This window comes from Polaribacter sp. Z014, assembly GCF_023555435.1.
Lineage (GTDB): Bacteria > Bacteroidota > Bacteroidia > Flavobacteriales > Flavobacteriaceae > Polaribacter.
In genome coordinates this window covers 59985-82053 of record NZ_JALCZP010000001.1, presented here as the reverse complement: position 1 = coordinate 82053, position 22069 = coordinate 59985, and the positions used below count along the sequence as shown (strand labels likewise).

Below are 22069 nucleotides of genomic sequence, written 5' to 3'. Positions count from 1 at the left end.
ACTATAAATAATTTCTAAAACTAAAGTCTATGATTCCTAAAATTATACATTCAATTTGGGTTGGTGGTAAAGAAAAACCTAAATTGGTAAAACAATGTGAGAGATCTTGGAAAAAATATTGTGGGAATTATGAATTTATCGAATGGAATGAGGATAACTTTGATTTTAATAAAGCACCTTTATTTGTAAAAGAAGCTTATCAAAAGAAAAAGTGGGCTTTTGTTTCGGATTATATAAGACTTTGGGCGCTTTATAATTATGGAGGAGTTTACCTTGATTCTGATATGGAGCTACTAAAAAATATTGATGACTTCTTGATTAATAAAAGTTTTACTGGGTTTGAGGATGATGTTTCTGTGCAAAGCAGTATAATAGGTAGTGTGAAAAATAACGATTTAATAAAAGAGTTATTAAGTTATTATGATAATAAATCGTTTATTTTAAAAGACGGATTAAATACAACTACGAATGTAGAAATAATATCAAGTATTTTAAATAAAAAAGGACTTCTAAAAAACAACAAACAACAATTAATTCTTGATAATTTAAGAATTTATCCAAGTGATTTTTTCTGTCCCAAAAGCTTTACAAATGGTAAAATTGTAATCAGTAAAAATACTTTTGGAATTCATCACTTTAATATGTCTTGGATTAGCCCTGCAAAAAAAATATCCATTAAACTAGGACAGTTTTATAGACGAATTCTTAAGAAAAATGTTTAAAAATATTTTCAAAATATTATCTTCACATATAGTGGTCAAGTCTTTGGGACTTGTTAATATAGCTATAGTATTGTTTTTTTTATCAGTAGAAGATTTTGGAAATTATAGTTATTCGCTTTTATTATTAAATTTAATAGCTGTTATTGTAGATCCCTTTTTGTCTTCTTACTTAGTAGATTATAAAACATTTAATTACAAAAAATTTAATTTTGGAATTCTTATTTTATCAATAATATTATCACCTGCTTTTTATTTTATTATTTCTTATTTAAATAAAGATTTAAATTTAATAACCTATATGTTATTCACAGCTACTTTTTTAGTAGGAACCTCTTTAAAATCATATTTAAATGTTAAAGAAAGGTATTATAGTTATGGTATTGTTGATATTATTAGGCAATTAGGTATCTTTTTTACAACAATTATTTTCTTCTATATTTTAGATTCTAATAATTATATAGAGTTATTAGAATTTAATTACTTGGTTACTTTTTTAGCGATGATTTCTATAGCTATTGTTTTTCTGAAAAAAGAAGAGATAGAATTTAATATTAATTTTACAAGGTTAAAGAATCAAACAATTCAATCAAAATTTTTAATTTTTTATACAGCATTAGTTCCATTTATATCATTTATAGACTCGTATTTTGTAGATGCTTATTTAACAGAAGAAGACTTAGGTATTTATTCTTTTTCTCTTAAAATTTATAATATTTCTTTAATGTTGGTTGTGCCAATTTTTACAGTTTTAAATATTAAGCAAATAGAAATTGCTAAAGAAAATAATTACTTAACTTTTATATCTAAAAATTTTAAGAAAGTAATTCTATTTTCTGTCGTTATCTTTTTAGGAACTTTTTTATTTAATTGGATTATAACAAATTATATTTACCTTGAATATAAAAGTTCTTTTTGGAACACTAATATTTTAATGTTTGGTTCATTTATAACTTATATAACGCTTCCTTTTTCATTTTTAATAGCTTATAGAAAATATAAATATTTATTTACTTTAGGTGTTTTAGCTATTTTATTTAATATAATAATTAATTACTTTTTTATAGAAAAATATGGAATGATGATAGCTGCGTTTTCTACTTTGCTATCTCAATTAATTATAAATTTTGGTGCTGCTTTTCTTTCATATATTTTATTAAGAAATAATAAGAATGAGAATTAATTTAAAACAGACATATACATTTCTCTTTTTTCTTGGAATTTTTTTTATTCCATTTAATTCTTATGTTGGTATTCCTTTTTTAGGAGAATATAGAAAAGATGGGGCAATTGTTTTTTTTCTTTTTTCATTTTTTTCATTTGTTTTAGATGCTGTTTTAAAGAAGAAAATTAAAGTACCACAAAAGAATCTCTTCTTTCAATTTTTACTCCTCATAATTACTTGGTTAGTTCTTACCACATTTTTAAATTCAATTTCTGTTTATCAAAATTATTTAAAGCAAACATCTGGTTTTAATCGTTTTTTTAGGCAACTACTATCGCTATTAATAGCCCTAACTTTATTTATTACTGCATACAACGTTTTTAGTAGCTATAAAATTAAGATAATATTTCTTCGGTTAAGAAAAGTGTTTTTGTACTCGTTTATTTTTATTTCATCCTATTCTTTTTTAGAAATTCTAATTTTAGTTTTTAACTTATCCTTTTTAAAGAATGTTTTTTTTCTATTTGATTATTTTCCGTTTACAGAAACAAGTTTAGATTTTGATTCTAAAAGAATTTCTTCTGTTTCTTATGAACCTCCTTTCTTAGCAATTTACTTAATTACAGTAGGAGGATGGATGTTTAGCTATATTTTAACATCAAAAGGGCTAAAAAAATACATACCAACTTTAGTCGTTTTTTTGTTAACTTTTTTTTCAGGATCTAGAACGGCGCTAATTGTGGTTTTATTTCAGTTTTTAGTGTTTATTTGGATAACCTTTTCCGTAAATAAAAAATTCCAAAAAGTAATACAAAGATTTTTACTTTTGTTTAGTACATTAATTCTTTTACTCTTTATTTTTAATGGAAAGAAAGTCGTAGAAGCAGTTGAAACTAAATTAAGCACACTTAATTTTAAGAAAAACCTAACAAAGAGTGTTTCTAATAGATCTAGATTTGGCATTCAATATACATCTTTGTTGGTTTTTGCAGAAAACCCCATAATTGGTGTTGGTTTTGGGCAGCAGGCTTATCATGCAAAAGATAAGTACCCTAAATGGGTTACATTTAAAAACTATGAGTTTAAAGAGTATTACCTAAATAATAAAGATAGATCTTTTCCTCCAGGATATAATATGTTTACTAGATTACTTGCAGAAACAGGATTAATTGGTTTTTTAATTTTTGTTTTGTTTCTTTTTTTAATATTTTATCAATGTAAAAAACTAATTAGAAACCGAAATGATATTGAAAAAATAGTACCAATTGTATTATTAGTTTCTTTTATTGGCTTTTCAATTAATTGGTTACAGTTTGATAGCTTTAGAGTATATGGTTTTTGGATTTGTTTAGCTTTATTGATTGTACAAATTCAACAAAAAAAAATAGAAAATGAATAAGGTTATACTATTAATCCCTCACTATAATAACCCTAATGGACTTTATAAGTCTTTAAAATCAATAGGAATAGATGAGTTTTTAGATATTATTGTTGTTGATGATGGAAGTACTATTAAATTTGATGAAAGTAAAGTTACATCATCTTATTTAGGAAAAGGTGTTGTTTCTTTTAAGTACCTTAAAGAAAATAAAGGAATTGAAATAGCCTTAAACCAGGGGTTAGAGTTTATTTTAAGTAAAAAATATAAACTTACAGCAAGGTTAGATTGCGGTGATATTTGTGTAAAGGATCGATTTAAAATACAAGAAAAATTCTTAGAACTTAATAATGAAGTTGCATTGGTTGGTAGTAATGTAGATTTTGTAAATTTAAATGGTGATTTGGTTTATACCCTAAAAGTTCCAGAAAAAGATAAGCTAATAAGAAAAAAGATGTTTATTAATGCCATGCATATTCATCCAACTATTATGTTTAAAAATAATATTTTAGAAATAATTGGCCTGTATCCAATAGAGTATAAAGCTGCAGAAGATTATGCTTTCTTTTTTAGTGTTACGAATAACTTTAAGGTTGCTAATATTAATAAGGTTTTAGTAAAATGCGAGTTAAATCCAAAAGGAATTTCTACGCTCCTAAGAAAAATACAAGCAAAAAATAGAGTTGTTTTAATACTAAAAAACTTTTATTTTGGTTTTTATCCTATATATGGTTTGTTACGGAGTTGTTTGCTTTACATTTTACCTTTATCCCTTTTAATTAAATTAAAAAGTCTTATTAAAAATTGATAGTAAAAAAAATAGATTATTTATTTGATATAATTTTTTCGGCATTATTGTTTTCTTTACCAATATCTGCTGCAATACCTAACATATTATTAGGTTTGCTTCTGTTGGTTTTTTTAATTAAAAAAGACAAAGTTGTTGTTTTTAATAAGTACATCAAACTTGTTTTAATTTATATATCTTATCTTTTTATTAAAGCAGTTGTTTTTAATTCATTTGTTGATAACTTTTTTTTATACAAACATCTATTAGTTGTTTTAGGTTTAAGTTTTTTAATTTTTAATATAAAAGATATAAATCTTATTATAAAAGGATATATACTAGGTGTTTTTTTAGCGGTTTCAGTTTCAGTTTATAAAATTGTAAATTTTTACTTTATATTTAAAACACTTCCATTTGGTAATACATCAGAAGTACAAGAGTTAATTTTAATTCATAGACCATATTTTGGTTTTATGTGTTTAATGGCAATCATTTTAACAAGCGTATTGTTGCCTAGGTTGAAGTTAAAAAACGAAAAAAAAGTTTATATCTTATTCGCTTTTTTAATAGCTGTTTTTCTGTATGTAATAGTTGCTAGATTGGCATTGTTTTTATTAATTATATATTTAGTAGCAAAAGCAATAAACTATTTTAAACTTTCAAAAAGGAATTCAGTTCTGGGGGGAGTTGCTATTTTAGTTGTAGTTGCAGTTTTTTTAACTATGAATAAAAATTTAAAAGATAGATTACATATAAAAAGCTCTTACGCGAATACTCTTAAAGTAATAGAAAATCAAGAGCCAAGATTTGTTATTTGGGACTGTTTTTTTAATCAAATAATTCATCCAGAGTTTAATATTTATTTCGGATACAGTAATCGTAAATTTATTCAAGAAGAATTAAATAATTGTTATAATACTACTATAGAAAATGTTTCAAAAAAAGATTATTATGTAGAAACAAAGTTTAATACTCATAATCAATTTTTTGATATTTTTTTAGAAGGAGGTATTGTTGGTTTAACATTAATGTTATCAATTTTATTTTTTTCTTTGTATACATTTAAGGACAGTTTTAATTCGATATTTGTTATTTGTTCCTTTGTACTTTTTTTAATGGTAGAAAATTTATTTCATAGGCAATTAGGTGTATATTTATTTGGTGTTTTTATACCTTTATTTCATAAAATTACGAAAGAAAAAAAATGAAAATAGAAAAGAAAATATTAGTGATGGATTGGCTAGATGACTATGCCGGATCAGAACAGGTTGTAAAATATTTACATCAAAAATACAATTTTGATAAAGTTTATGTTTTAATCAATATAATGCCAAAAGAAAATTTAAAAAAAATATTTGGTAATACTGAGATTCCTATAGAAACAACTTTTTTAAAAATATTTGGAAGTAAGTTTAGAGCAGCATTACCTCTTTTCCCTTTTTTCTTAAAACAATTAAAAGTTAAAGAAGAAAATGCACTTATTATAAGTGTTACACATTCTGTTGTAAAAGGAATAAGTTATAAAAAAAGTAGTAGACATATTTCTTATTTAGTGGCAAGAAACTTAAAATATGTTTGGGAAGAAAAAGAATTGTATTTTAAAGGGATAAAAAAAATAGGTTCTTTTATTATACCTTCAATGAGAAGGTTTGATATAAGAATGTCTAAAAAACCTACAGTAATAATATCTGTTTCTGATTTTGTTTCTAATTGGGCAATAGATAAATATAAGAGAAAAGTACATACCATTAACCCACCAGTAAATGTAGATGACTTTGAGTATTGTGAAGAAAAAGAAGATTTTTATGTATCTGTAGGTAGGTTAGAACCTTATAAAAGATATGACTTGTTAATAGATACATTTAATAAGAATGGCAAAAAATTAGTTATTATTGGAGATGGTTCTTTAATGAAGGAATTTAAAGAAAGAGCAAATAAAAATATTGAGTTTAAAGGATATTTATTCCCAGAAGAATCTAAGCAATTATTAAAAAAAGCAAAAGCTTTTGTTTTTTGTGGTAAAGAAGATTTTGGAATTGCACTTATAGAACCACAAGTTTGTGGTACACCAGTAATTGCTTATGGCTCTGGAGGTGCTTTAGACACAGTTGTAGAAAATAAAACGGGAATATTTTTTAAAGAACAAACTGTAGCATCGTTAACCGATGCAATTAATAAATTTGAAAGTATTAAGTTTAATTGCAAATCGATAAGAGAACATTCGTTAGGTTTTTCAATAGATAATTTTAAAAATAAATTTCATAAAAAAGTAATTGAAACCTTAGAATTAGATTAGATGAAAAAACGCTTTTCCTATTTAATACGACCACTTAAAGCATTAGTAGACTTAATAATTATTAATACTATTGTTTATTTTGTGTATGATAAAGAGTATTTAAATTTCTCATTCTTATCTTATATTTCTATCTATTGGTTACTTATTTCTCGTGTCTTAGGCTTTTATAAAGTTTATAGATTTACTAAGGTATTAAGAATTTTTACGCTTTTAGGAAAACAATTTACGTTATTTATTCTAGGTTACTTTGCTTATTTTGGGGTTTTTAGAGAGGGTGATGTTATCAATAATCAATTTTTAATTTTGGTTTCTATTATTTTAATTATTTCTCTTTTAAAATTTATTTGGTATTTTCTTTTAAAAAGATATCGATATTTAGGTAACAACCTTAGAACAACGATTGTTATTGGTATTGATGATTCCTCTAAAAATATTATTAAACTTTTTAAAAGTAAATCTAATTTAGGTTATAAATATCTGGGGTTTTTTTCTAAAAAAGTTTATAAGAATAAAGAGTATTTAGGTAGTATAGAAAGTGTTTTTGAATATGTGAATCAGAATATGGTAGATCAAATTTATTGTTCTTTAACAATCTTGTCACAAGAAGAAATTAAAAAAATAAATAAGTTTGCAATTGATAAAAATATTGAATTAAAATTAATTCCTAATGCTAGCGAATTATATAGTAAAAATCAAAGTGTAGAGTATTATGATGATACTTTAATGGTTTTAAATGTAAATAAACTACCTTTTGAGTTTGCTGAAAATTTTTACACAAAAAGAGTATTTGATATTTTATTTTCTTTTTTTGTTTTTTTGTTTGTATTATCTTGGTTAATGCCAATTCTTTGGCTTTTAGTAAAGCTAGAGTCTAAAGGGCCTTTAATTTTTAAACAAAAAAGAGAAGGTATTAATGGTAAAGAATTTATGTGTTATAAGTTTAGATCCATGAAAATAAATAAGTTCGCAGATAAAGTTCATGCTACAAAAAATGATACTAGAGTTACAAAAATGGGTGCCTTTTTAAGGAGAACGAGTATGGATGAATTACCTCAGTTTTTTAATGTTTTCATGGGAGATATGAGTGTTGTTGGACCAAGACCACATTTAGAAATTTTGTCTTTGGAGTATCAAAAGGATGTGGATGATTATCTTAAAAGACATATAGTAAAACCAGGAATTACGGGGTTAGCGCAAGTTAGCGGGTATAGAGGAGAAATTAGAAAAGCATCTGATATTAAAAATAGAGTTCGTTTAGATATATTTTACATAGAAAACTGGTCGTTTTTTTTAGATATTAAGATTATTATTAAAACTATTTTAAACGTTTTTAACGGAGAAGAAAACGCATATTAATAAATGAAAGAAAAGTTAGACATTACTGTATCTATTGTTCTTTACAATGAGAATTTAGAGGAACTTACAAATACAATAAATTGTTTTTTAAGTATACCGTTAAAGAAAAAACTTTATTTAATAGATAATACTAAAGAAAAATTATTTCAAGATATTTTTAAACAAAAAGAAATAGAATATATAGCTGTAGGTAAGAATATTGGCTTCGGAGCAGGGCACAATGTAATTATATCAAAAATAAAAGAAAAATCTAATTTTCACTTGGTTTTAAATCCAGATGTTAGTTTTAAATCTATAGTAATACTTAATTTAATTTCAGAATTGCAGAGAAATGAAGATACCGCTATGATTGCTCCAAAGGTTTTATTTCCTAATGGAGATCATCAATACTCTTGCAGAAGATTTCCTTTAGTATTAGAACTTTTAGTGAGAAGATTTTCTTTCTTACAACCACTTTTAAAATCTAATAAATTTAAAGGTCAATATAATGATAAAGGTTTAGATAATCCCTTTTTTGTTGAGTGGGTAACTGGTTGTTTTCACTTATATAAAACAGCAGATTTCATCGAAATAGAAGGTTTTGATGAACGGTATTTCTTGTATATGGAAGATGTTGATATCTGTAAAAAGATAGATCTAATAGGTAAAAGAAAAATTTACTACCCTAATGAAGAAATCATACATGTGTTAAAAAAAGGATCATCAAAGAATATGAAACTTTTTTTACATCATTCAGCTTCAGCTATTAAATATTTTTTTAAATGGGGAATATGATTTTAAAAAAGGAGCTCCTTAAAAATTAAGGTTTCTACAAAATGTCTTTCTATCGAAAGCGAGAATCCAAAGAATTTAAAATATATTTGCGGTAACAACAACACAACAAACAATGAATGTACTTATTTTAGGTTCTGGAGGTAGAGAACACGCTTTTGCAATTAAATTATTAGAAAGTAAAAAAATTAATCAACTTTTTGTAGCTCCAGGAAATGCAGGAACAGATAAAATAGCCACCAATATTAATATTGATGCTACAGATTTTGAAGCGGTTAAAAAAGTAACTTTAGAAAACAACATTAAAATGGTGGTTGTTGGTCCAGAAGTACCTTTGGTAGCTGGAGTTCACGATTTCTTTTTGGCAGACGAAGCGTTGAAAAATATTCCAGTAATTGGACCTAAAAAAGACGGAGCATTGTTAGAGGGGTCTAAAGATTTCTCTAAACAATTCATGCAAAAACATGGAGTTCCAACAGCAAGATATCAATCTTTTACGAAAGATAATTTACAAGAAGGTTTTGATTTTCTAGAAACCTTAGCACCACCTTTTGTATTAAAAGCAGACGGTTTAGCAGCAGGAAAAGGAGTGTTAATTTTAAACTCTTTAGAAGAAGCAAAAACCGAATTAGAAGAAATGGTTTCTAATAAAAAATTCGGAGCAGCATCTACAACCGTTGTTATCGAAGAATTTTTAAAAGGAATAGAATTATCTGTCTTTGTTTTAACAGACGGAAAAAGTTATAAAATTTTACCATCAGCAAAAGATTATAAGAGAATTGGCGAAGGTGACGCAGGTTTAAATACTGGCGGAATGGGCGCAATTTCTCCTGTACCATTTGCAGATAAAGCATTTTTAGATAAAGTAGAAGAATTGGTTGTAAAACCAACTATTGCAGGTTTACAAAAAGACGGAATAGATTACAGAGGTTTTATCTTTATTGGTTTAATGAACGATAACGGAAACCCTTCTGTTGTTGAGTACAACGTAAGAATGGGAGATCCGGAAACGGAAGTTGTGTTGCCAAGAATAAACTCAGATTTATTTGAATTATTTGAAGGAGTAGCAAATCAGAATTTACATGAAAAATCGTTTTCTGTAACTGATAAAACGGCAACTACGGTAATGTTGGTTTCAGGCGGATATCCAGAAGCATACGAGAAAAATAAGGAAATTACAGGTTTCGATACCGTAGAAGATTCTTTCGTTTTTCATGCCGGAACTACCATTAAAGACGGCAAAGTTGTTACAAGCGGAGGTAGAGTTATCGCGGTAACCTCTTTTGGCGACACCATTGAAGAGGCTTTAGAAAAGAGTTATAAAAGTATAGATAAGATTCATTTCGATAAAATGAATTATAGAAAAGACATTGGTTTCGATTTAACGTAGATCTGTTTTTATTTGGGTGCCTGCCGCAGGCAGGTTTTAACAGGCTTGGAATTTATCTTGAGCGGAGTCGAAAGATTATATCTTTTTTTCAGAAAAAGAAAAAAAGGATGCCGTTTCAATCCTTAACGCACTTGTTTAAAAGCAACTGTTTTATTCGAGTTTTTTAGTGATTATTAAAAAATGAAAGCGATCCAAAAGAAAATAATAATTGCACCTTTAAATTGGGGTTTAGGCCATGCAACACGTTGTGTGCCTATTGTAAATGCATTATTAGAAAATAATTATATTCCTATTATCGCATCAGACGGAAATGCTTTAACCTTCTTAAAAAAAGAGTTTCCGAACTTAGAATATTTAGTAATCCCAGCTTATAATATTTCTTACCATAGAAATTTAAAGTTGGGATTACTTTTGCAAATACCTAAAGTTTTAAAAGCAGTTAGAGAAGAGCGTAAAATTATCAATGATTTTATACTTAAAAATAAAGACGTTGCTGGTCTTATTTCAGATAATAGATTCGGAGTAAGAAGCTCGTTAGTTCCTTCTGTTTATATTACACATCAAGTAAATGTTTTATCTGGCAGTACTACTTTTATAACATCCTATTTTCATCAAAAAATAATTAAAAAATTTGATGAATGTTGGGTTCCAGATAATAAGGATTCTGAGTTTTCAGGGAAACTATCATCAACCAAAAAAAATCTGAATATAAAGTTTATTGGAGTCTTAAGTAGGTTTAAAAAAGAAGAATTAACTCAAAATATAGATGTTTTAGTCATTTTATCTGGATTAGAGCCCAACAGGAGCTTTTTAGAAAATAAATTGATATCAGCTTTTAAAAACGATTCTAGAAGTATAGTTTTTGTTTTAGGGAAAGTAGTAGCAACTCAAAAAAGTTGGATTTCAGAAAATAATACTTTTTACAATTATTTGCTTTCAAACGATCTGCAAAAGTTAATCAATTCTAGTAAAATTGTTATTTGTAGATCTGGTTATTCCTCTATTATGGATTTGGCGGTTTTAGGTAAAAAAGTGTTTTTTATTCCTACAGAACATCAGCAAGAGCAAGAATATTTGGCGTCATTTTTAGAACAAAAAAAGTATGCTCCATTTTCTGAAATGAAAGATTTTGTAAAAGAAGATATTTCTAAAACGGAAATTTATAAAGGTTTAAAAACGACTGAAACAATATTAGATGCAGGTTTATTTAGGCTTTTCGAGCGTAAAAGAAAACTCTGATCCTTCTCCATAAGTACTTTTTAATAAAATGGTTTCGTTATGAGCTTCTATAATGTGTTTAACAATAGATAAACCTAAGCCAGAACCACCTTGTTCTCTAGATCTACTTTGGTCTACTCTGTAAAAACGTTCAAAAAGTCTAGAAAGGTGTTGTGGCTTAATGCCTTCTCCATTATCTATCGTTTTAACAATAAACTTATTTTCATTATAGCTTTCTACGGTAATTATAGTTGTGCCATTGGGTTTCCCGTATTTAATAGAGTTAACGACTAGGTTTATTAAAACTTGTTCAATTTTTTCTATATCAGCCTTAACAAAAAGTGGAAACTCATAAATTCTATCAAACTTTAATGTAATATTTCTCTTTTTAGCTTTCATTTCAAACATGTCAAAAACATTTTGTACAAGTTCTAAAATATTAAAGACGTCTTTATTTAGTTTCATACCATCGTTTTCTAATTTGGCAATCATATCTAAATCTTTAATAACAGCAACCAGCCTTTCTACGCCTTTATTAGCTCTTTCTAGGTATTTTGTTCTAATTTCTTTATCGTTAGCAGCACCTTCAATTAGGGTTAAAATATAGCCTTGTACAGTAAATAAAGGCGTTTTAAGTTCGTGCGCAACATTTCCTAAAAAATCGCGTCTAAAAGAATCTCTTTCTGTTAAGCTTTTTATTTCTAATCTTTTACCTTCTACAAATCGTTGCATTCTTTTAGAAAGTTTTTCAATATCTGTAGTTACAGAGTCTCTACGTAAATCGTTTACATCTAAAATAGAAACGTCTTCATATATTTTTTTAAGACGTCTATAAATAAAGTGTTCTGTTCTATATTGAATAATAAAAAATGAAATTACAAAAAGTACTACAATAGATAAAAGTATAGCGCTAATACCTAAATGATTTGTGAAAAAATAATAAGATACGGCTGCAATTGTAACAGTTAATAGCGTTAAATAAACTGCAGACCAAAGTGCATAAGAATATGTTTTTTTAAATTTCATTAAGGCAATTTTAATGCTCTGCGCCTTCTAAAACAAATTTATAACCAACACCTTTTACGGTTTTAAAGTGATCGTCACCAATTTTTTCACGCAGTTTTCTAATGTGTACATCAATAGTTCTACCACCAACAACAACTTCATTTCCCCAAACAGTATCTAAAATAACTTCTCTTTTAAAAACTTTACCTGGTTTAGAAGTTAATAAAGAAAATAATTCAAACTCTTTTCTTGGTAGAGATATTCTTTTTCCTGCCTTGTAAACTACATATTCATCTCTATCTATAACAATGTCACCTATTTTAAAGGTTTCTTCGCTATCTTTTTCTGTTTTTAATCTACGTAAAAGAGATTTTACTTTGCTTATTAAAACTTTAGGTTTAATAGGTTTTGTAATATAGTCATCTGCACCAGCCTCAAAACCAGCTACTTGAGAGTAGTCTTCGCCTCTTGCTGTTAAGAAGGAAATAATAACATTTTCTAATGTTTTTACTTTTCTAATTTTTTCACAAGCTTCTATTCCATCCATTTCTGGCATCATAATATCTAATAAAATTAGATGTGGAATATTTTTTTTAGCAGATTTTACAGCCTCAAGACCATTGGTTGCTGTAAATATTTGATAGCCTTCGTTTTTTAAATTATAACCTACAATTTCTATAATATCTGGCTCATCATCAACCAATAAAATTTTAATATCACTTTTATTCATAAATGGATTTAAAAACTATGTAAGTTCAAAAATAGTAATAATTATTTGACTATAACGATTCCTTAACAATCATTTAATGTAGAAGGATTCTGTTAACGTTAATCTAATGTATGTGAATCTAGTTGTTTAAAATTCAATATTTTGACTTATTTGTTATGTTAACTCTAAATTAATTTGTTATGAGGTGTGATTAATTTAATTATTTATATTTTTACGTATATAACTTAAAAAAAATATCATATGAAAAAAAATTACATTTTTACTTTATTAATGACACTTTGCTTAACAGGAGTTTCTTTTGGACAAGAAATGCTTTTAAACGGAGGTTTAGAAAATTGGGATGATGATACATCTCCAACAAGTTGGACAAAAGCAGAGGTTTTATCAAAATCTACAGATGCTCATTCTGGTTCTTTTTCAGCTAAAAGAGATGTGCAAAGCAAAACGAAAGATTTAGGTCAAACAATTACAGGAATTGTTCCTGGTGAAAGCTATACTGTTAGTTTTTGGTATAAAGTTACTGCCGGTGATGATGAGGATGCTAGAATTTGGTGTACTTGGAAAAATGGTTCTACGACTGTTTATCATACAGGGACTAGTAACAATGCTTCAACAGATGTATTAAGAGGTCCTGAAAATGGTTATTTAGACAATAATGGTGGTGTTTGGTCTAGACATGAAGTTACAGTTACAGCTCCTGCAGGTGTAGATGGTTTTTATTACGAAGTGAGATCTTATAAAAACTCTGTAACTTATTGGGATGATTTATCATTTGTAAAAAACGCTACAGCATCAGTAAAAAACAATGCTATAGAAGGTTTTACAACATACCCAAACCCAATTACAGATAAAAAGTTTACAGTTTCTAGTAGCAGTTCAGATACTAAACAAGTAGCTGTTTTTAGTGTTATTGGTAAAAAAGTGTTTTTTACTTCTTTTTCTGGTTTAAAGAAAAATTTAGATGTATCCGGAATTAATTCTGGTGTTTATATTTTAAAAGTTACAGAAGGAGCTAAAACATCAACAAAAAAATTAGTGATTAGATAATTTCTAAACTCATTTTTATTTATAAAGCCTCGAAATTAATTCGAGGCTTTTTTATTTTTAGTATCTTTCTAGGTGAAAAAGAAAATATATTGCTATGAATTTACCTTTAAAACTAAATGATGTCCTGTTTTTGGATATTGAAACGGTTCCTGAATACGAAAATTGGGAACAGCTGTCTAAAGAAACACAAGAGCTTTACGCAAAGAAAACACTGTATCAACGTAAAGAAGATACTACGGCAGCAGAATTTTATGAACGTGCCGGAATTTGGGCAGAGTTTGGGAAAATAATCTGTATTTCTGTGGGGTATTTTGTAGATGTAGAAAATATAAAACAATTGCGTTTAACTTCTTTTTATGGTGATGATGAGCATCAACTTTTAATTGATTTTAAGGTTTTATTGAACAAGCATTTTACGAAGAAAAGCAACGTTTTATGTGCGCATAATGGTAAGGAATTCGATTTTCCGTTTATTGCCAGAAGAATGATTGTACATCAAATAGATTTACCTAATAAATTAAATTTATTTGGCAAGAAACCGTGGGAAGTTCCGCATATAGATACTTTAGAATTGTGGAAGTTTGGAGATTATAAACATTATACCTCTCTAAAATTATTAACGTCTATTTTAGGAATTCCATCTCCTAAAGATGATATTGATGGGAGTGAGGTTGCTGATGTGTATTATAAAGAAAAAAACATACAAAGAATTGTAACGTATTGCGAAAAAGATACGATTGCAGTGGCTCAAATTTTATTGCGTTTTAACAACCAAAAATTATTAACAGATAAAGATATTGTAAGTGTTTAGTTGTTGCAAGGAGATTCATTGAGAAACTAAGCGACACGGAAAGAAAATAAAAAAAAATTTCTGCAAGGTTTCAAAAATCTTGTAGGTATTTAAGCTATTTACTATAACAGCTACAAGGTCAAAAAAAAAGACCTTGCAGGTGAATAAAATTTATTTCATTCTGCAAGGTCTCTACACAGTTTATCAGTGAATCTCTGTGTAATAATTTTTAGTCTTCTAATTTCATAGAAAGCTCTAACCAACGTTCTTCTTTTTGCTCTAAATTAGTGATAGTTTCTTGTAGCTCTTCAGATTTTTTGGCAATATCATCAGGAGCAATTTCTACATTTAAAAATTGCTTTTCAATGGTTTCTTTTCTTCTTTGAAGTCTTTCAATATCCCCTTCTAAAGCACCAAATTCTCTTTTTTCATTAAAACTTAAAGTGTTTTTAGTTGCTTTTTTTTCTACCTTTTTTTCTATTAGTTTGGGTACAATTTCTGTTAATGCAGAGCCATCATCATAGGCTCTAAAATCTGAGTAATTTCCTGGGAAATTTTCTACAATTCCTTCACCTCTAAAAACAAATAGTGCGTCTACAATTTTATCCATAAAATACCTGTCATGAGAAACTACTAAAAGGTTTCCTGGGTAATCTAATAAGAAGTTTTCTAACACATTTAAGGTTACAACATCTAAATCATTTGTTGGCTCATCTAAAATTAAGAAATTCGGATTCTGAATTAAAACAGCACATAAATACAAACGTTTTTGCTCACCTCCAGATAGTTTTTCTACAAAATCATATTGTTTCTTTTTATCAAACAAAAAGCGTTCTAATAATTGTGAAGCAGAAATTTTTCTTCCTTTTGTTAAAGGTATAAATTCTCCAAATTCTTTAACAACATCAATTACTTTTTGCCCCTCTTTTATGTTGATTCCTGCTTGGGTATAATAACCGTATTTTACGGTTTCACCCAAAATGACTTTACCAGAATCTACAGGTGCAGTTTCTGTAATGATATTTAGAAAAGATGATTTTCCTGTTCCGTTTTTACCAATAATACCAACACGTTCTCCACGTTTAAAAACATAATCGAACCCATCTAAAATTTTCTTATCTCCAAAAGATTTAGAGACTTTATGAAGTTCAAGAATTTTACTTCCTAAACGCTCCATGTTTATTTCTAATTGAACTTGATGATCTTGTCTACGCTGATGTGCTTTTTCTTTAATTTGATAAAAATCATCTGTTCTAGATTTAGACTTTGTAGTTCTAGCCTTTGGTTGCTTTCGCATCCATTCTAATTCTTTTTTAAATAGACTTTTGGCTTTTCCTAAATTGGTGGCTTCTAAAGCTAAACGTTCTTCTTTATTTTGTAAATAATAAGAGTAATTCCCTTTGTATTTATATATTTTACCTTCATCTAATTCTAAAATTTCGTTACACACACGTTCTAAGAAATAACGGTCGTGGGTAACCATAAATAAGGTAATTTTTTCTTTGGCAAAGAAAGCTTCTAGCCATTCAATCATTTCTAGGTCTAAATGATTTGTTGGTTCATCTAAAATTAATAAATCGGGTTTATTAATTAAAACAATGGCTAAAGACAAACGTTTTCTTTGTCCTCCAGAAAGCGCACCTACTTTTAAAGTTAAATCGTCTAATTTTAATTTAGATAAAATTTGTCTGTATTGTGTTTCAAAATCCCAAGCGTTGTAGTGCTCCATTTGCTCAAAAGCAGCTTGGTAGGCATCTGTATCATCTAGGTTTAATAAAGCTTTTTCGTATTGATTAACAATAGAAAGAATTTTATTATCCGTTGCAAATATGGTTTCTTCTATGGTTAACTCAGCATTTAAGTTATCCTTTTGAGCCAAGTAAGCAATAGAAATTCCTTTTCTACTAACAACTTGTCCGGAGTCTGGAACGTCTAAACCCGCAATAATATTTAAGATAGAGGTTTTTCCACTTCCATTTTTAGCTACGAAAGCAACTTTTTGATCTTTACTAATTCCAAAAGAGATGTCTTCAAACAAGATACGTTCTCCATAAGATTTAGAGATATTTTCAACTGATAAATAATTCACAGAAATAATTTTATTTTTGCAAAGAAACAAAAAACCCAAGCGTTAACTTGAATTTTTGGGGTCATTTAATTTATTAGAAACATTTCTTGGCTGTTTTTGTGTAAAATAGGTTGTATTTTGAAGTGAATTAAAGTAGCTTTTAATGACTTAAAATAGTAGTGTTTCATGAAAATCTAATTTTTAGGGTCTCTTAATTAGTGTTATATTGCAGTCATATTATCAATAAAATTAAAACATGAAAATTATAGTACCAATGGCCGGAATTGGGTCTCGTTTAAGACCACATACATTAACAGTTCCAAAACCTTTAACAGTAATTGCAGGAAAACCAATTGTACAACGTTTAGTAGAAGATATTGCTTCTGTTATTGATGAAAAAATTGATGAAATTGCATTTGTTATAGGTACTACAGCCAAAGGGTTTCCTACAGATACAGAAGCACAATTGTTAGAAATTGCTGCAGAGTTAGGTGCTAAAGGGTCTGTTTATGTACAAGAAGAAGCTTTAGGTACTGCGCATGCAATTTATTGTGCCAAAGAATCTTTAAGTGGGCCTTGTGTAGTTGCGTATGCAGATACTTTGTTTAAGGCAGATTTTACGTTAGATGTAAATGCAGATGGTGCAATTTGGGTAAGTAAAGTAGCAAACCCAAGTGCTTTTGGTGTTGTAAAATTACAAGATGGTATTATTACTGATTTTATAGAAAAGCCAAAAGATTTTGTTTCTGATTTAGCAATTATTGGAATTTATTATTTTAAAAGTGGCGATAAATTATTAGAAGAAATTCAATATTTAATTGATAACGATTTAAAAGAAAATAATGAATATCAATTAACAAACGTTTTAGAATCTCTAAAACAACAAGGCGCAAAATTTATTCCTGGAACGGTAGATGCTTGGATGGATTGTGGTAAAAAAGATCCAACCGTAGATACAAACAAACAAGTTTTAGGTTTTGAGCATGCTGCAGGTAATAATTTAGTTGCTAAAGATGTTGTTTTAGAAAATTCAGAAATTATACAACCTTGTTTTATTGGAGAAAACGTAGTACTTAAAAATACTAAAATTGGTCCTTATGTTTCTATTGGAGCCAATAGTATTGTAGAAAATTCTACTATTGTAAACTCATTGATTCAATCTAATGTGGCAATTTCTAATGCAGAATTAGACAACGCTATGATTGGTAACCATGCAAAATATAATGGTAAATATACTTCTGTAAGTATTGGTGATTATACAGAATTAATATAAATGAAGATTAGAATAGAGAATAAAGAGCATAGAATAAAGAGAGTTTGTAGTAGTAAGAATGCGCTCTTTTCTATGCTCTTTTTTCTTTTCTCTTTTTTTTCTTTTTCACAAGATAGTATACCAATTGCTAAGGATTTAACTGAAGAAAAAGAGTTAGATTTTCAGCAATTTTTTTTTAAAGCTTTGTCAGAAAAATCAATAGGTAATTATCAAAAAGCGATTGAGAATTTAGAAAGCAGTAACCAAATTATTAGTGATAATGTAGCTGTTTACTTTGAGTTTTCTAAAAATTATTTATTACTTAATAAAACTTTATTAGCAAAAGAATATGTAGAAAGGGCTCTTAAAAGTGAACCAAATAATATTTGGATGCTAAAACATTTGGTTAAGATTCATATAAAAGATAAAAACTTTTCTGAAGCTATAGCTATTCAACAAAAAGTTGTTGAGATTGATTTAAATGGACAAGAATTGTTGGTAAAGCTATATTTAAACAATAAAGAAGAAGAGAAAGCGATTACTTTAATGAATAGAATGCAGCAGATCAATGGACTTTCTTCATCTTTTCAAAAATTAAAAAGTAGTCTAGAAAAAAGAAAAAATAATCCGATAGTTGAAGAAAAAACAACTGATGTTGCCTCTGGCTCATTAGAAGATCAATTTAAAGCGAATAAATCCTATACCGTTTTAAAGCAACTATTATTAGCATCTAAAGATAAGCATAAGCCTGAAATAGTTTTAAAGTATGTAGAGGAAGGAATAGCACTTTTTCCTGCGCAACCTTTTGTGTATTTAATAAAAGGAAAGACATTAAATTATCAGAAAAAGTATAAAGATGCGTTATTGAGTTTACAGAATGGTATCGATTTTGTAATAGAGGATGCGATGGAAGCAGATTTTTACAAAGAAATGGCAGCTTCTTACAAAGGTTTAGGTAATTTTATAGAGGAAAAAAAGTTTCTTGAGAAATCAAAAAAAATAAAAGAGTAAGAATGAGGTTTTTAAAATATTTTGTGGTCTTTACAATTGTCTTTACATCTTGTAAAACAAAAAAGAATTTAATAGATGCAAATAGTGTTGCTGTAGAAATGTCTGCAAAAAAAGTTGCTAGAAAACATATTGCATCTAATTTTGATAAAAAAACAGTAGACGCAAAGTTGAAAGCCAATTTTAATAATGGAAAATTAAAACAAAGTATTTCGGTTAGTTTAAAAATGATAAAAGATGAGGTAATTTGGTTAAAAGGGACTAAATTTATTACGGTCTTTAAAGCTAAAATAACACCAACAACCGTAAGTTATTATTCTCCTTATGCTAAAAATTATTTTGAAGGAGATTTTACAATGTTAAAAAAGTTATTGGGGACAGATATTAATTTTAATCAGCTTCAAAATTTATTATTGGGGCAGTCTTTAACTAATGTAAAAGAGCAAAAACAAAATGTTATTATAGAGGGTAATTCATATGTTTTATCGCCAGAAATACAAGCAAGTTTATTCGATATTTTCTTTTCTGTAAACCCTTCGCACTTTAAATTAGACAAGCAATCTATTGTAAATTCAGTAAAAAAGCAACGTTTAGATATTTTTTACCCATCTTATAAAGTGGTTGATGATACTGTTTTTCCATCAGAAATTAATATAAAAGCGAAACAACCAGGTAAATTTACAGACATCGATTTTATTGTAAAATCTGTTGAGTTTAATAAAGATATAGATGCTTCTTTTTCAATTCCTAAAGGGTATAAGCAAATTAAATTATAGTGAAAAGTAGAAAATTTTACATATCCGTTTTTATTTTATTTTTAAGTGTTTTTTCTGTTTTTGGGCAAACAAGAAAACAACTAGAGGAGCAGCGTAAAAAACTTAATTATGAAATTAAGCAGGTAAATTCGTTGCTTTTTAAAGAAAAGAAAAAAGTAAATAATGCGCTAGACGACTTAAACGATTTAAATAGAAAAATAAGTATTAGAGCTAAATTAATTGCTACTATTAATTCAGAAGCAAGAATTTTATCAAAAGAGATTCGTGTTAATGAAGCAGAGTTAAAGGAATTAAAAAAGAAGTTAGCAGATTTAAAAGAAGATTATGCAGATATGATTTTTAAATCATACAAAAGTAAATCTCAACAAAGTAGAATGATGTTTTTACTTTCTTCACAGAATTTTCATCAAGCCTATAAAAGGTTAGAGTATATGAAACAGTATACTGATTTTAGAAAAAAACAAGGAGAAGAGATTGTGCATCACTCAAATGAAGTACAAGCTGTAAATGATTCTTTATTAGTTCAAAAAGCCTTAAAAGACAAATTAATAGTGTCTGAAAAGGATCAAAAAAAGGAAATTGAAGTTGATAAAAAACATCAGGAAAAATTATTAGCTACCATCAAGAAAAAAGAAAGTAGTTATAAAAGAGAGCTTCAAAGTAAGGTAAAAGCAGAGAAAAAAGTTACTGCCCAGATAGATAGGAAAATTCGAGAAGAAATTGAACGCGCCAACAGAATAGCAAGAGAAAAATTAAAGAACGCGCCAACGAAACCAAAGTCTGTTAAAAAGAATGAGTTTATTTTAAGTCCGGAAGCGAAGGCTTTGGCTACAAAATTCGAGCTAAATAAAGGGAAATTACCTTGGCCTGTAAGCGAAGGTATTGTGGTTAGAAAATTTGGTAAACAGCCTCATCCATCATTTCCAGGGATTACTGTAAACGGCACCGGTTTGCATATTGTTACTAAGCAAGGGCAAGATGCGCAAGCTATTTTTAACGGAAGCGTGTTAAATGTTTTGGTAAGTGCAGATGGTAGAAAAAACGTTTTAATTCAGCATGGTAATTATATTTCATCATACAATAATTTAGAAAAAACGTATGTTAAGAAAGGCGATACTGTTGTAACAGGTCAAAAAATTGGTCAAATTTTTACGGATAAAGTTTCTAAAAAAACAAAATTAATCTTTGTGTTATTTAAAAATACAACACGTTTAAACCCTTCTTCTTGGATTTTAAGAAGGTAATTTAATTGTCTGGTTGTGGAGAATATTTAATATTTTTTTGAAGAATAATAGCGTTCGGTAGTGTAATTAATTCTTTTTCAGGTGTTCTTAAAGTGATAAAAAATGCGCCAATATCTCTAATTTCACCCGTAATATTATTGTCTTTTTCTAAAATTGTTATGGTATCACCAATTTTTACAGGATAGTTTATAAATAAAATTAAGCCTGCTGTAATGTTAGAAAGTATAGACCATTGTGCAAAAAAAGCAATACCTAAAATAGTTAAAAAAGAAGAAACGTAAACGAGTAGTTGTTTTTCATCAACACCCCAAATAAAAGAGATAACAACAATTATAGTAATATAAATAAGTACAGAAACAATTTTATTAGTTACTATAATTCTAGCTTTTTGAAATCCGAATTTTGTTTGAATTTTCTTTAAAGAATTGGTAATTAATAAACGTGTTAAAACGGCAGTTATAAAAATTGCAATTGAGTAAATGATTTTATATTTGTACAACTCCATTATTCTATTATTTAATTAAATAATGCTTTTAAAGCAGTGGCATCTCCTGGTTTTAGTTTTCCGGCTAAAACTAAACTTAATTCTTTACGTCTTAAAGCACCTTCATAACGTGTTTCTTCTAAATCTGTTTCTGGTCTAACTTGAGGAATAACAACTGGTTTTCCGGTATCATCTACCGCTACAAAAGTATAAATACCTTCGTTTACTTTAGTTCTAGATCTAGATTGCCTGTCTTCTATCCAAACATCTACATAAATTTCCATAGAGGTGTTAAAGGCTCTAGAAACTTTAGCTTCTATAGTTACCACACTCCCTACAGGGATTGCTTTGTTAAAGGCAACATGATTTACAGATGCAGTAACAACAATTCTTCTAGAGTGTCTTTTTGCAGCAATACTGCAGGCTCTATCCATTCTTGCTAATAATTCTCCACCAAAAAGGTTGTCTAAATAATTAGTTTCACCGGGTAATACTAAATCAGTAAGTATTGTTAAAGATTCTTTTGGCGTTTTTGCTTCCATCAAAAAATATTTTTTGCAAAGATAGCAATCGCTTATTTAAAAA

The 22069-nt window shown here is 27.7% G+C and carries 21 protein-coding genes; 16 read left to right on the top strand and 5 right to left on the bottom strand.

The annotated features are described in order from the left end of the window. The first annotated feature begins 29 nt into the window (after positions 1–29). The 10 genes from MPF19_RS00395 (at position 30) to MPF19_RS00350 (ending at position 11101) form a co-directional block, all read left to right on the top strand. Positions 30–722, top strand: coding sequence for a glycosyltransferase family 32 protein (locus tag MPF19_RS00395; RefSeq protein WP_249986342.1), 693 nt, complete (start codon positions 30–32; stop codon positions 720–722). Further along, positions 715–1902, top strand: a complete 1188-nt coding sequence (locus tag MPF19_RS00390; RefSeq protein WP_249986341.1) for an oligosaccharide flippase family protein — start codon at positions 715–717, stop codon at positions 1900–1902. Before MPF19_RS00395 ends, MPF19_RS00390 begins: the two co-directional genes overlap by 8 nt. Next, a complete protein-coding gene (locus tag MPF19_RS00385; RefSeq protein WP_249986340.1) occupies positions 1892–3283 on the top strand; it encodes an O-antigen ligase family protein in 1392 nt (463 codons plus the stop codon). The genes MPF19_RS00390 and MPF19_RS00385 overlap by 11 nt, the downstream gene beginning before the upstream one ends. Then, positions 3276–4070 (top strand): glycosyltransferase, encoded by a 795-nt coding sequence (locus MPF19_RS00380; protein WP_249986339.1) that lies wholly within the window; start codon positions 3276–3278, stop codon positions 4068–4070. The genes MPF19_RS00385 and MPF19_RS00380 overlap by 8 nt, the downstream gene beginning before the upstream one ends. Beyond that, the gene (locus MPF19_RS00375) at positions 4067–5257 is read left to right on the top strand and encodes an O-antigen ligase family protein (RefSeq protein ID WP_249986338.1); all 1191 of its coding nucleotides are present in this window, start codon (positions 4067–4069) and stop codon (positions 5255–5257) included. The genes MPF19_RS00380 and MPF19_RS00375 overlap by 4 nt, the downstream gene beginning before the upstream one ends. Further along, the gene (locus MPF19_RS00370; RefSeq protein WP_249986337.1) at positions 5254–6345 is read left to right on the top strand and encodes a glycosyltransferase; all 1092 of its coding nucleotides are present in this window, start codon (positions 5254–5256) and stop codon (positions 6343–6345) included. The genes MPF19_RS00375 and MPF19_RS00370 overlap by 4 nt, the downstream gene beginning before the upstream one ends. Then, on the top strand, positions 6346–7701 hold the full coding sequence (locus tag MPF19_RS00365; RefSeq protein WP_249986336.1) for an exopolysaccharide biosynthesis polyprenyl glycosylphosphotransferase: 1356 nt from the start codon (positions 6346–6348) through the stop codon (positions 7699–7701). A gap of 3 nt (positions 7702–7704) precedes the next feature. After that, positions 7705–8475 carry a glycosyltransferase gene (locus MPF19_RS00360; RefSeq protein WP_203393281.1) on the top strand — a complete coding sequence of 257 codons (771 nt, stop codon included), beginning with the start codon at positions 7705–7707 and terminating at the stop codon, positions 8473–8475. A gap of 112 nt (positions 8476–8587) precedes the next feature. After that, positions 8588–9862 (top strand): phosphoribosylamine--glycine ligase, encoded by a 1275-nt coding sequence (purD, locus tag MPF19_RS00355; protein WP_249986335.1) that lies wholly within the window; start codon positions 8588–8590, stop codon positions 9860–9862. A gap of 180 nt (positions 9863–10042) precedes the next feature. Next, positions 10043–11101 carry a glycosyltransferase gene (locus MPF19_RS00350; protein WP_249986334.1) on the top strand — a complete coding sequence of 353 codons (1059 nt, stop codon included), beginning with the start codon at positions 10043–10045 and terminating at the stop codon, positions 11099–11101. Here MPF19_RS00350 and MPF19_RS00345 read toward each other — a convergent pair. Then, entirely contained in the window at positions 11066–12106 is a 1041-nt protein-coding gene (locus tag MPF19_RS00345; RefSeq protein WP_203393278.1) for a sensor histidine kinase, read from the bottom strand. The genes MPF19_RS00350 and MPF19_RS00345 overlap by 36 nt on opposite strands. Before the next feature lie 10 nt (positions 12107–12116). After that, the gene (locus MPF19_RS00340; RefSeq protein ID WP_203393277.1) at positions 12117–12815 is read right to left on the bottom strand and encodes a response regulator transcription factor; all 699 of its coding nucleotides are present in this window, start codon (positions 12813–12815) and stop codon (positions 12117–12119) included. 240 nt (positions 12816–13055) lie between these two features. Here MPF19_RS00340 and MPF19_RS00335 point away from each other — a divergent pair, with 240 nt between their 5' ends. Further along, positions 13056–13862, top strand: coding sequence for a T9SS type A sorting domain-containing protein (locus MPF19_RS00335; RefSeq protein WP_249986333.1), 807 nt, complete (start codon positions 13056–13058; stop codon positions 13860–13862). A 94-nt stretch (positions 13863–13956) separates the two neighbouring features. Continuing rightward, positions 13957–14673: a 3'-5' exonuclease gene (locus MPF19_RS00330; RefSeq protein WP_203393275.1), complete on the top strand. Its 717-nt coding sequence runs from the start codon at positions 13957–13959 to the stop codon at positions 14671–14673. Positions 14674–14881: 208 nt separating this feature from the next. On the opposite strand, the gene MPF19_RS00325 is transcribed toward MPF19_RS00330, so the two are convergent. Next, entirely contained in the window at positions 14882–16741 is a 1860-nt protein-coding gene (locus tag MPF19_RS00325; protein ID WP_203393274.1) for an ABC-F family ATP-binding cassette domain-containing protein, read from the bottom strand. A 235-nt stretch (positions 16742–16976) separates the two neighbouring features. Between MPF19_RS00325 and MPF19_RS00320 the strand changes: the two genes are divergently transcribed. Genes MPF19_RS00320 through MPF19_RS00305 form a run of 4 tightly spaced genes read left to right on the top strand, consistent with a single transcriptional unit; the run spans position 16977 to position 21000 of the window. Then, positions 16977–17993, top strand: coding sequence for a sugar phosphate nucleotidyltransferase (locus tag MPF19_RS00320; protein WP_249986332.1), 1017 nt, complete (start codon positions 16977–16979; stop codon positions 17991–17993). Then, positions 17994–18983: a tetratricopeptide repeat protein gene (locus tag MPF19_RS00315; protein ID WP_249986331.1), complete on the top strand. Its 990-nt coding sequence runs from the start codon at positions 17994–17996 to the stop codon at positions 18981–18983. 2 nt (positions 18984–18985) lie between these two features. After that, positions 18986–19756 carry a lipoprotein insertase outer membrane protein LolB1 gene (gene lolB1 / locus MPF19_RS00310; RefSeq protein WP_203393271.1) on the top strand — a complete coding sequence of 257 codons (771 nt, stop codon included), beginning with the start codon at positions 18986–18988 and terminating at the stop codon, positions 19754–19756. Then, positions 19756–21000, top strand: a complete 1245-nt coding sequence (locus MPF19_RS00305; RefSeq protein ID WP_249986330.1) for a murein hydrolase activator EnvC family protein — start codon at positions 19756–19758, stop codon at positions 20998–21000. The genes lolB1 and MPF19_RS00305 overlap by 1 nt, the downstream gene beginning before the upstream one ends. Position 21001: 1 nt before the next feature. On the opposite strand, the gene MPF19_RS00300 is transcribed toward MPF19_RS00305, so the two are convergent. Then, entirely contained in the window at positions 21002–21505 is a 504-nt protein-coding gene (locus MPF19_RS00300) for a mechanosensitive ion channel domain-containing protein (RefSeq protein WP_203393269.1), read from the bottom strand. Between the two features lie 11 nt (positions 21506–21516). After that, positions 21517–22026 (bottom strand): acyl-CoA thioesterase, encoded by a 510-nt coding sequence (locus MPF19_RS00295; protein WP_203393268.1) that lies wholly within the window; start codon positions 22024–22026, stop codon positions 21517–21519. Positions 22027–22069 lie beyond the last annotated feature (43 nt).

Bases quoted from the DNA above. Each gene is read 5' to 3' on its own strand.
- MPF19_RS00395 (WP_249986342.1), top strand. From the start codon at position 30: ATGATTCCTAAAATTATACATTCAATTTGGGTTGGTGGTAAAGAAAAA.
- MPF19_RS00390 (WP_249986341.1), top strand. From the start codon at position 715: ATGTTTAAAAATATTTTCAAAATATTATCTTCACATATAGTGGTCAAG.
- MPF19_RS00385 (WP_249986340.1), top strand. From the start codon at position 1,892: ATGAGAATTAATTTAAAACAGACATATACATTTCTCTTTTTTCTTGGA.
- MPF19_RS00380 (WP_249986339.1), top strand. From the start codon at position 3,276: ATGAATAAGGTTATACTATTAATCCCTCACTATAATAACCCTAATGGA.
- MPF19_RS00370 (WP_249986337.1), top strand. From the start codon at position 5,254: ATGAAAATAGAAAAGAAAATATTAGTGATGGATTGGCTAGATGACTAT.
- MPF19_RS00365 (WP_249986336.1), top strand. From the start codon at position 6,346: ATGAAAAAACGCTTTTCCTATTTAATACGACCACTTAAAGCATTAGTA.
- MPF19_RS00360 (WP_203393281.1), top strand. From the start codon at position 7,705: ATGAAAGAAAAGTTAGACATTACTGTATCTATTGTTCTTTACAATGAG.
- purD (WP_249986335.1), top strand. From the start codon at position 8,588: ATGAATGTACTTATTTTAGGTTCTGGAGGTAGAGAACACGCTTTTGCA.
- MPF19_RS00350 (WP_249986334.1), top strand. From the start codon at position 10,043: ATGAAAGCGATCCAAAAGAAAATAATAATTGCACCTTTAAATTGGGGT.
- MPF19_RS00345 (WP_203393278.1), bottom strand. From the start codon at position 12,106: ATGAAATTTAAAAAAACATATTCTTATGCACTTTGGTCTGCAGTTTAT.
- MPF19_RS00340 (WP_203393277.1), bottom strand. From the start codon at position 12,815: ATGAATAAAAGTGATATTAAAATTTTATTGGTTGATGATGAGCCAGAT.
- MPF19_RS00335 (WP_249986333.1), top strand. From the start codon at position 13,056: ATGAAAAAAAATTACATTTTTACTTTATTAATGACACTTTGCTTAACA.
- MPF19_RS00330 (WP_203393275.1), top strand. From the start codon at position 13,957: ATGAATTTACCTTTAAAACTAAATGATGTCCTGTTTTTGGATATTGAA.
- MPF19_RS00320 (WP_249986332.1), top strand. From the start codon at position 16,977: ATGAAAATTATAGTACCAATGGCCGGAATTGGGTCTCGTTTAAGACCA.
- MPF19_RS00315 (WP_249986331.1), top strand. From the start codon at position 17,994: ATGAAGATTAGAATAGAGAATAAAGAGCATAGAATAAAGAGAGTTTGT.
- lolB1 (WP_203393271.1), top strand. From the start codon at position 18,986: ATGAGGTTTTTAAAATATTTTGTGGTCTTTACAATTGTCTTTACATCT.
- MPF19_RS00300 (WP_203393269.1), bottom strand. From the start codon at position 21,505: ATGGAGTTGTACAAATATAAAATCATTTACTCAATTGCAATTTTTATA.
- MPF19_RS00295 (WP_203393268.1), bottom strand. From the start codon at position 22,026: ATGGAAGCAAAAACGCCAAAAGAATCTTTAACAATACTTACTGATTTA.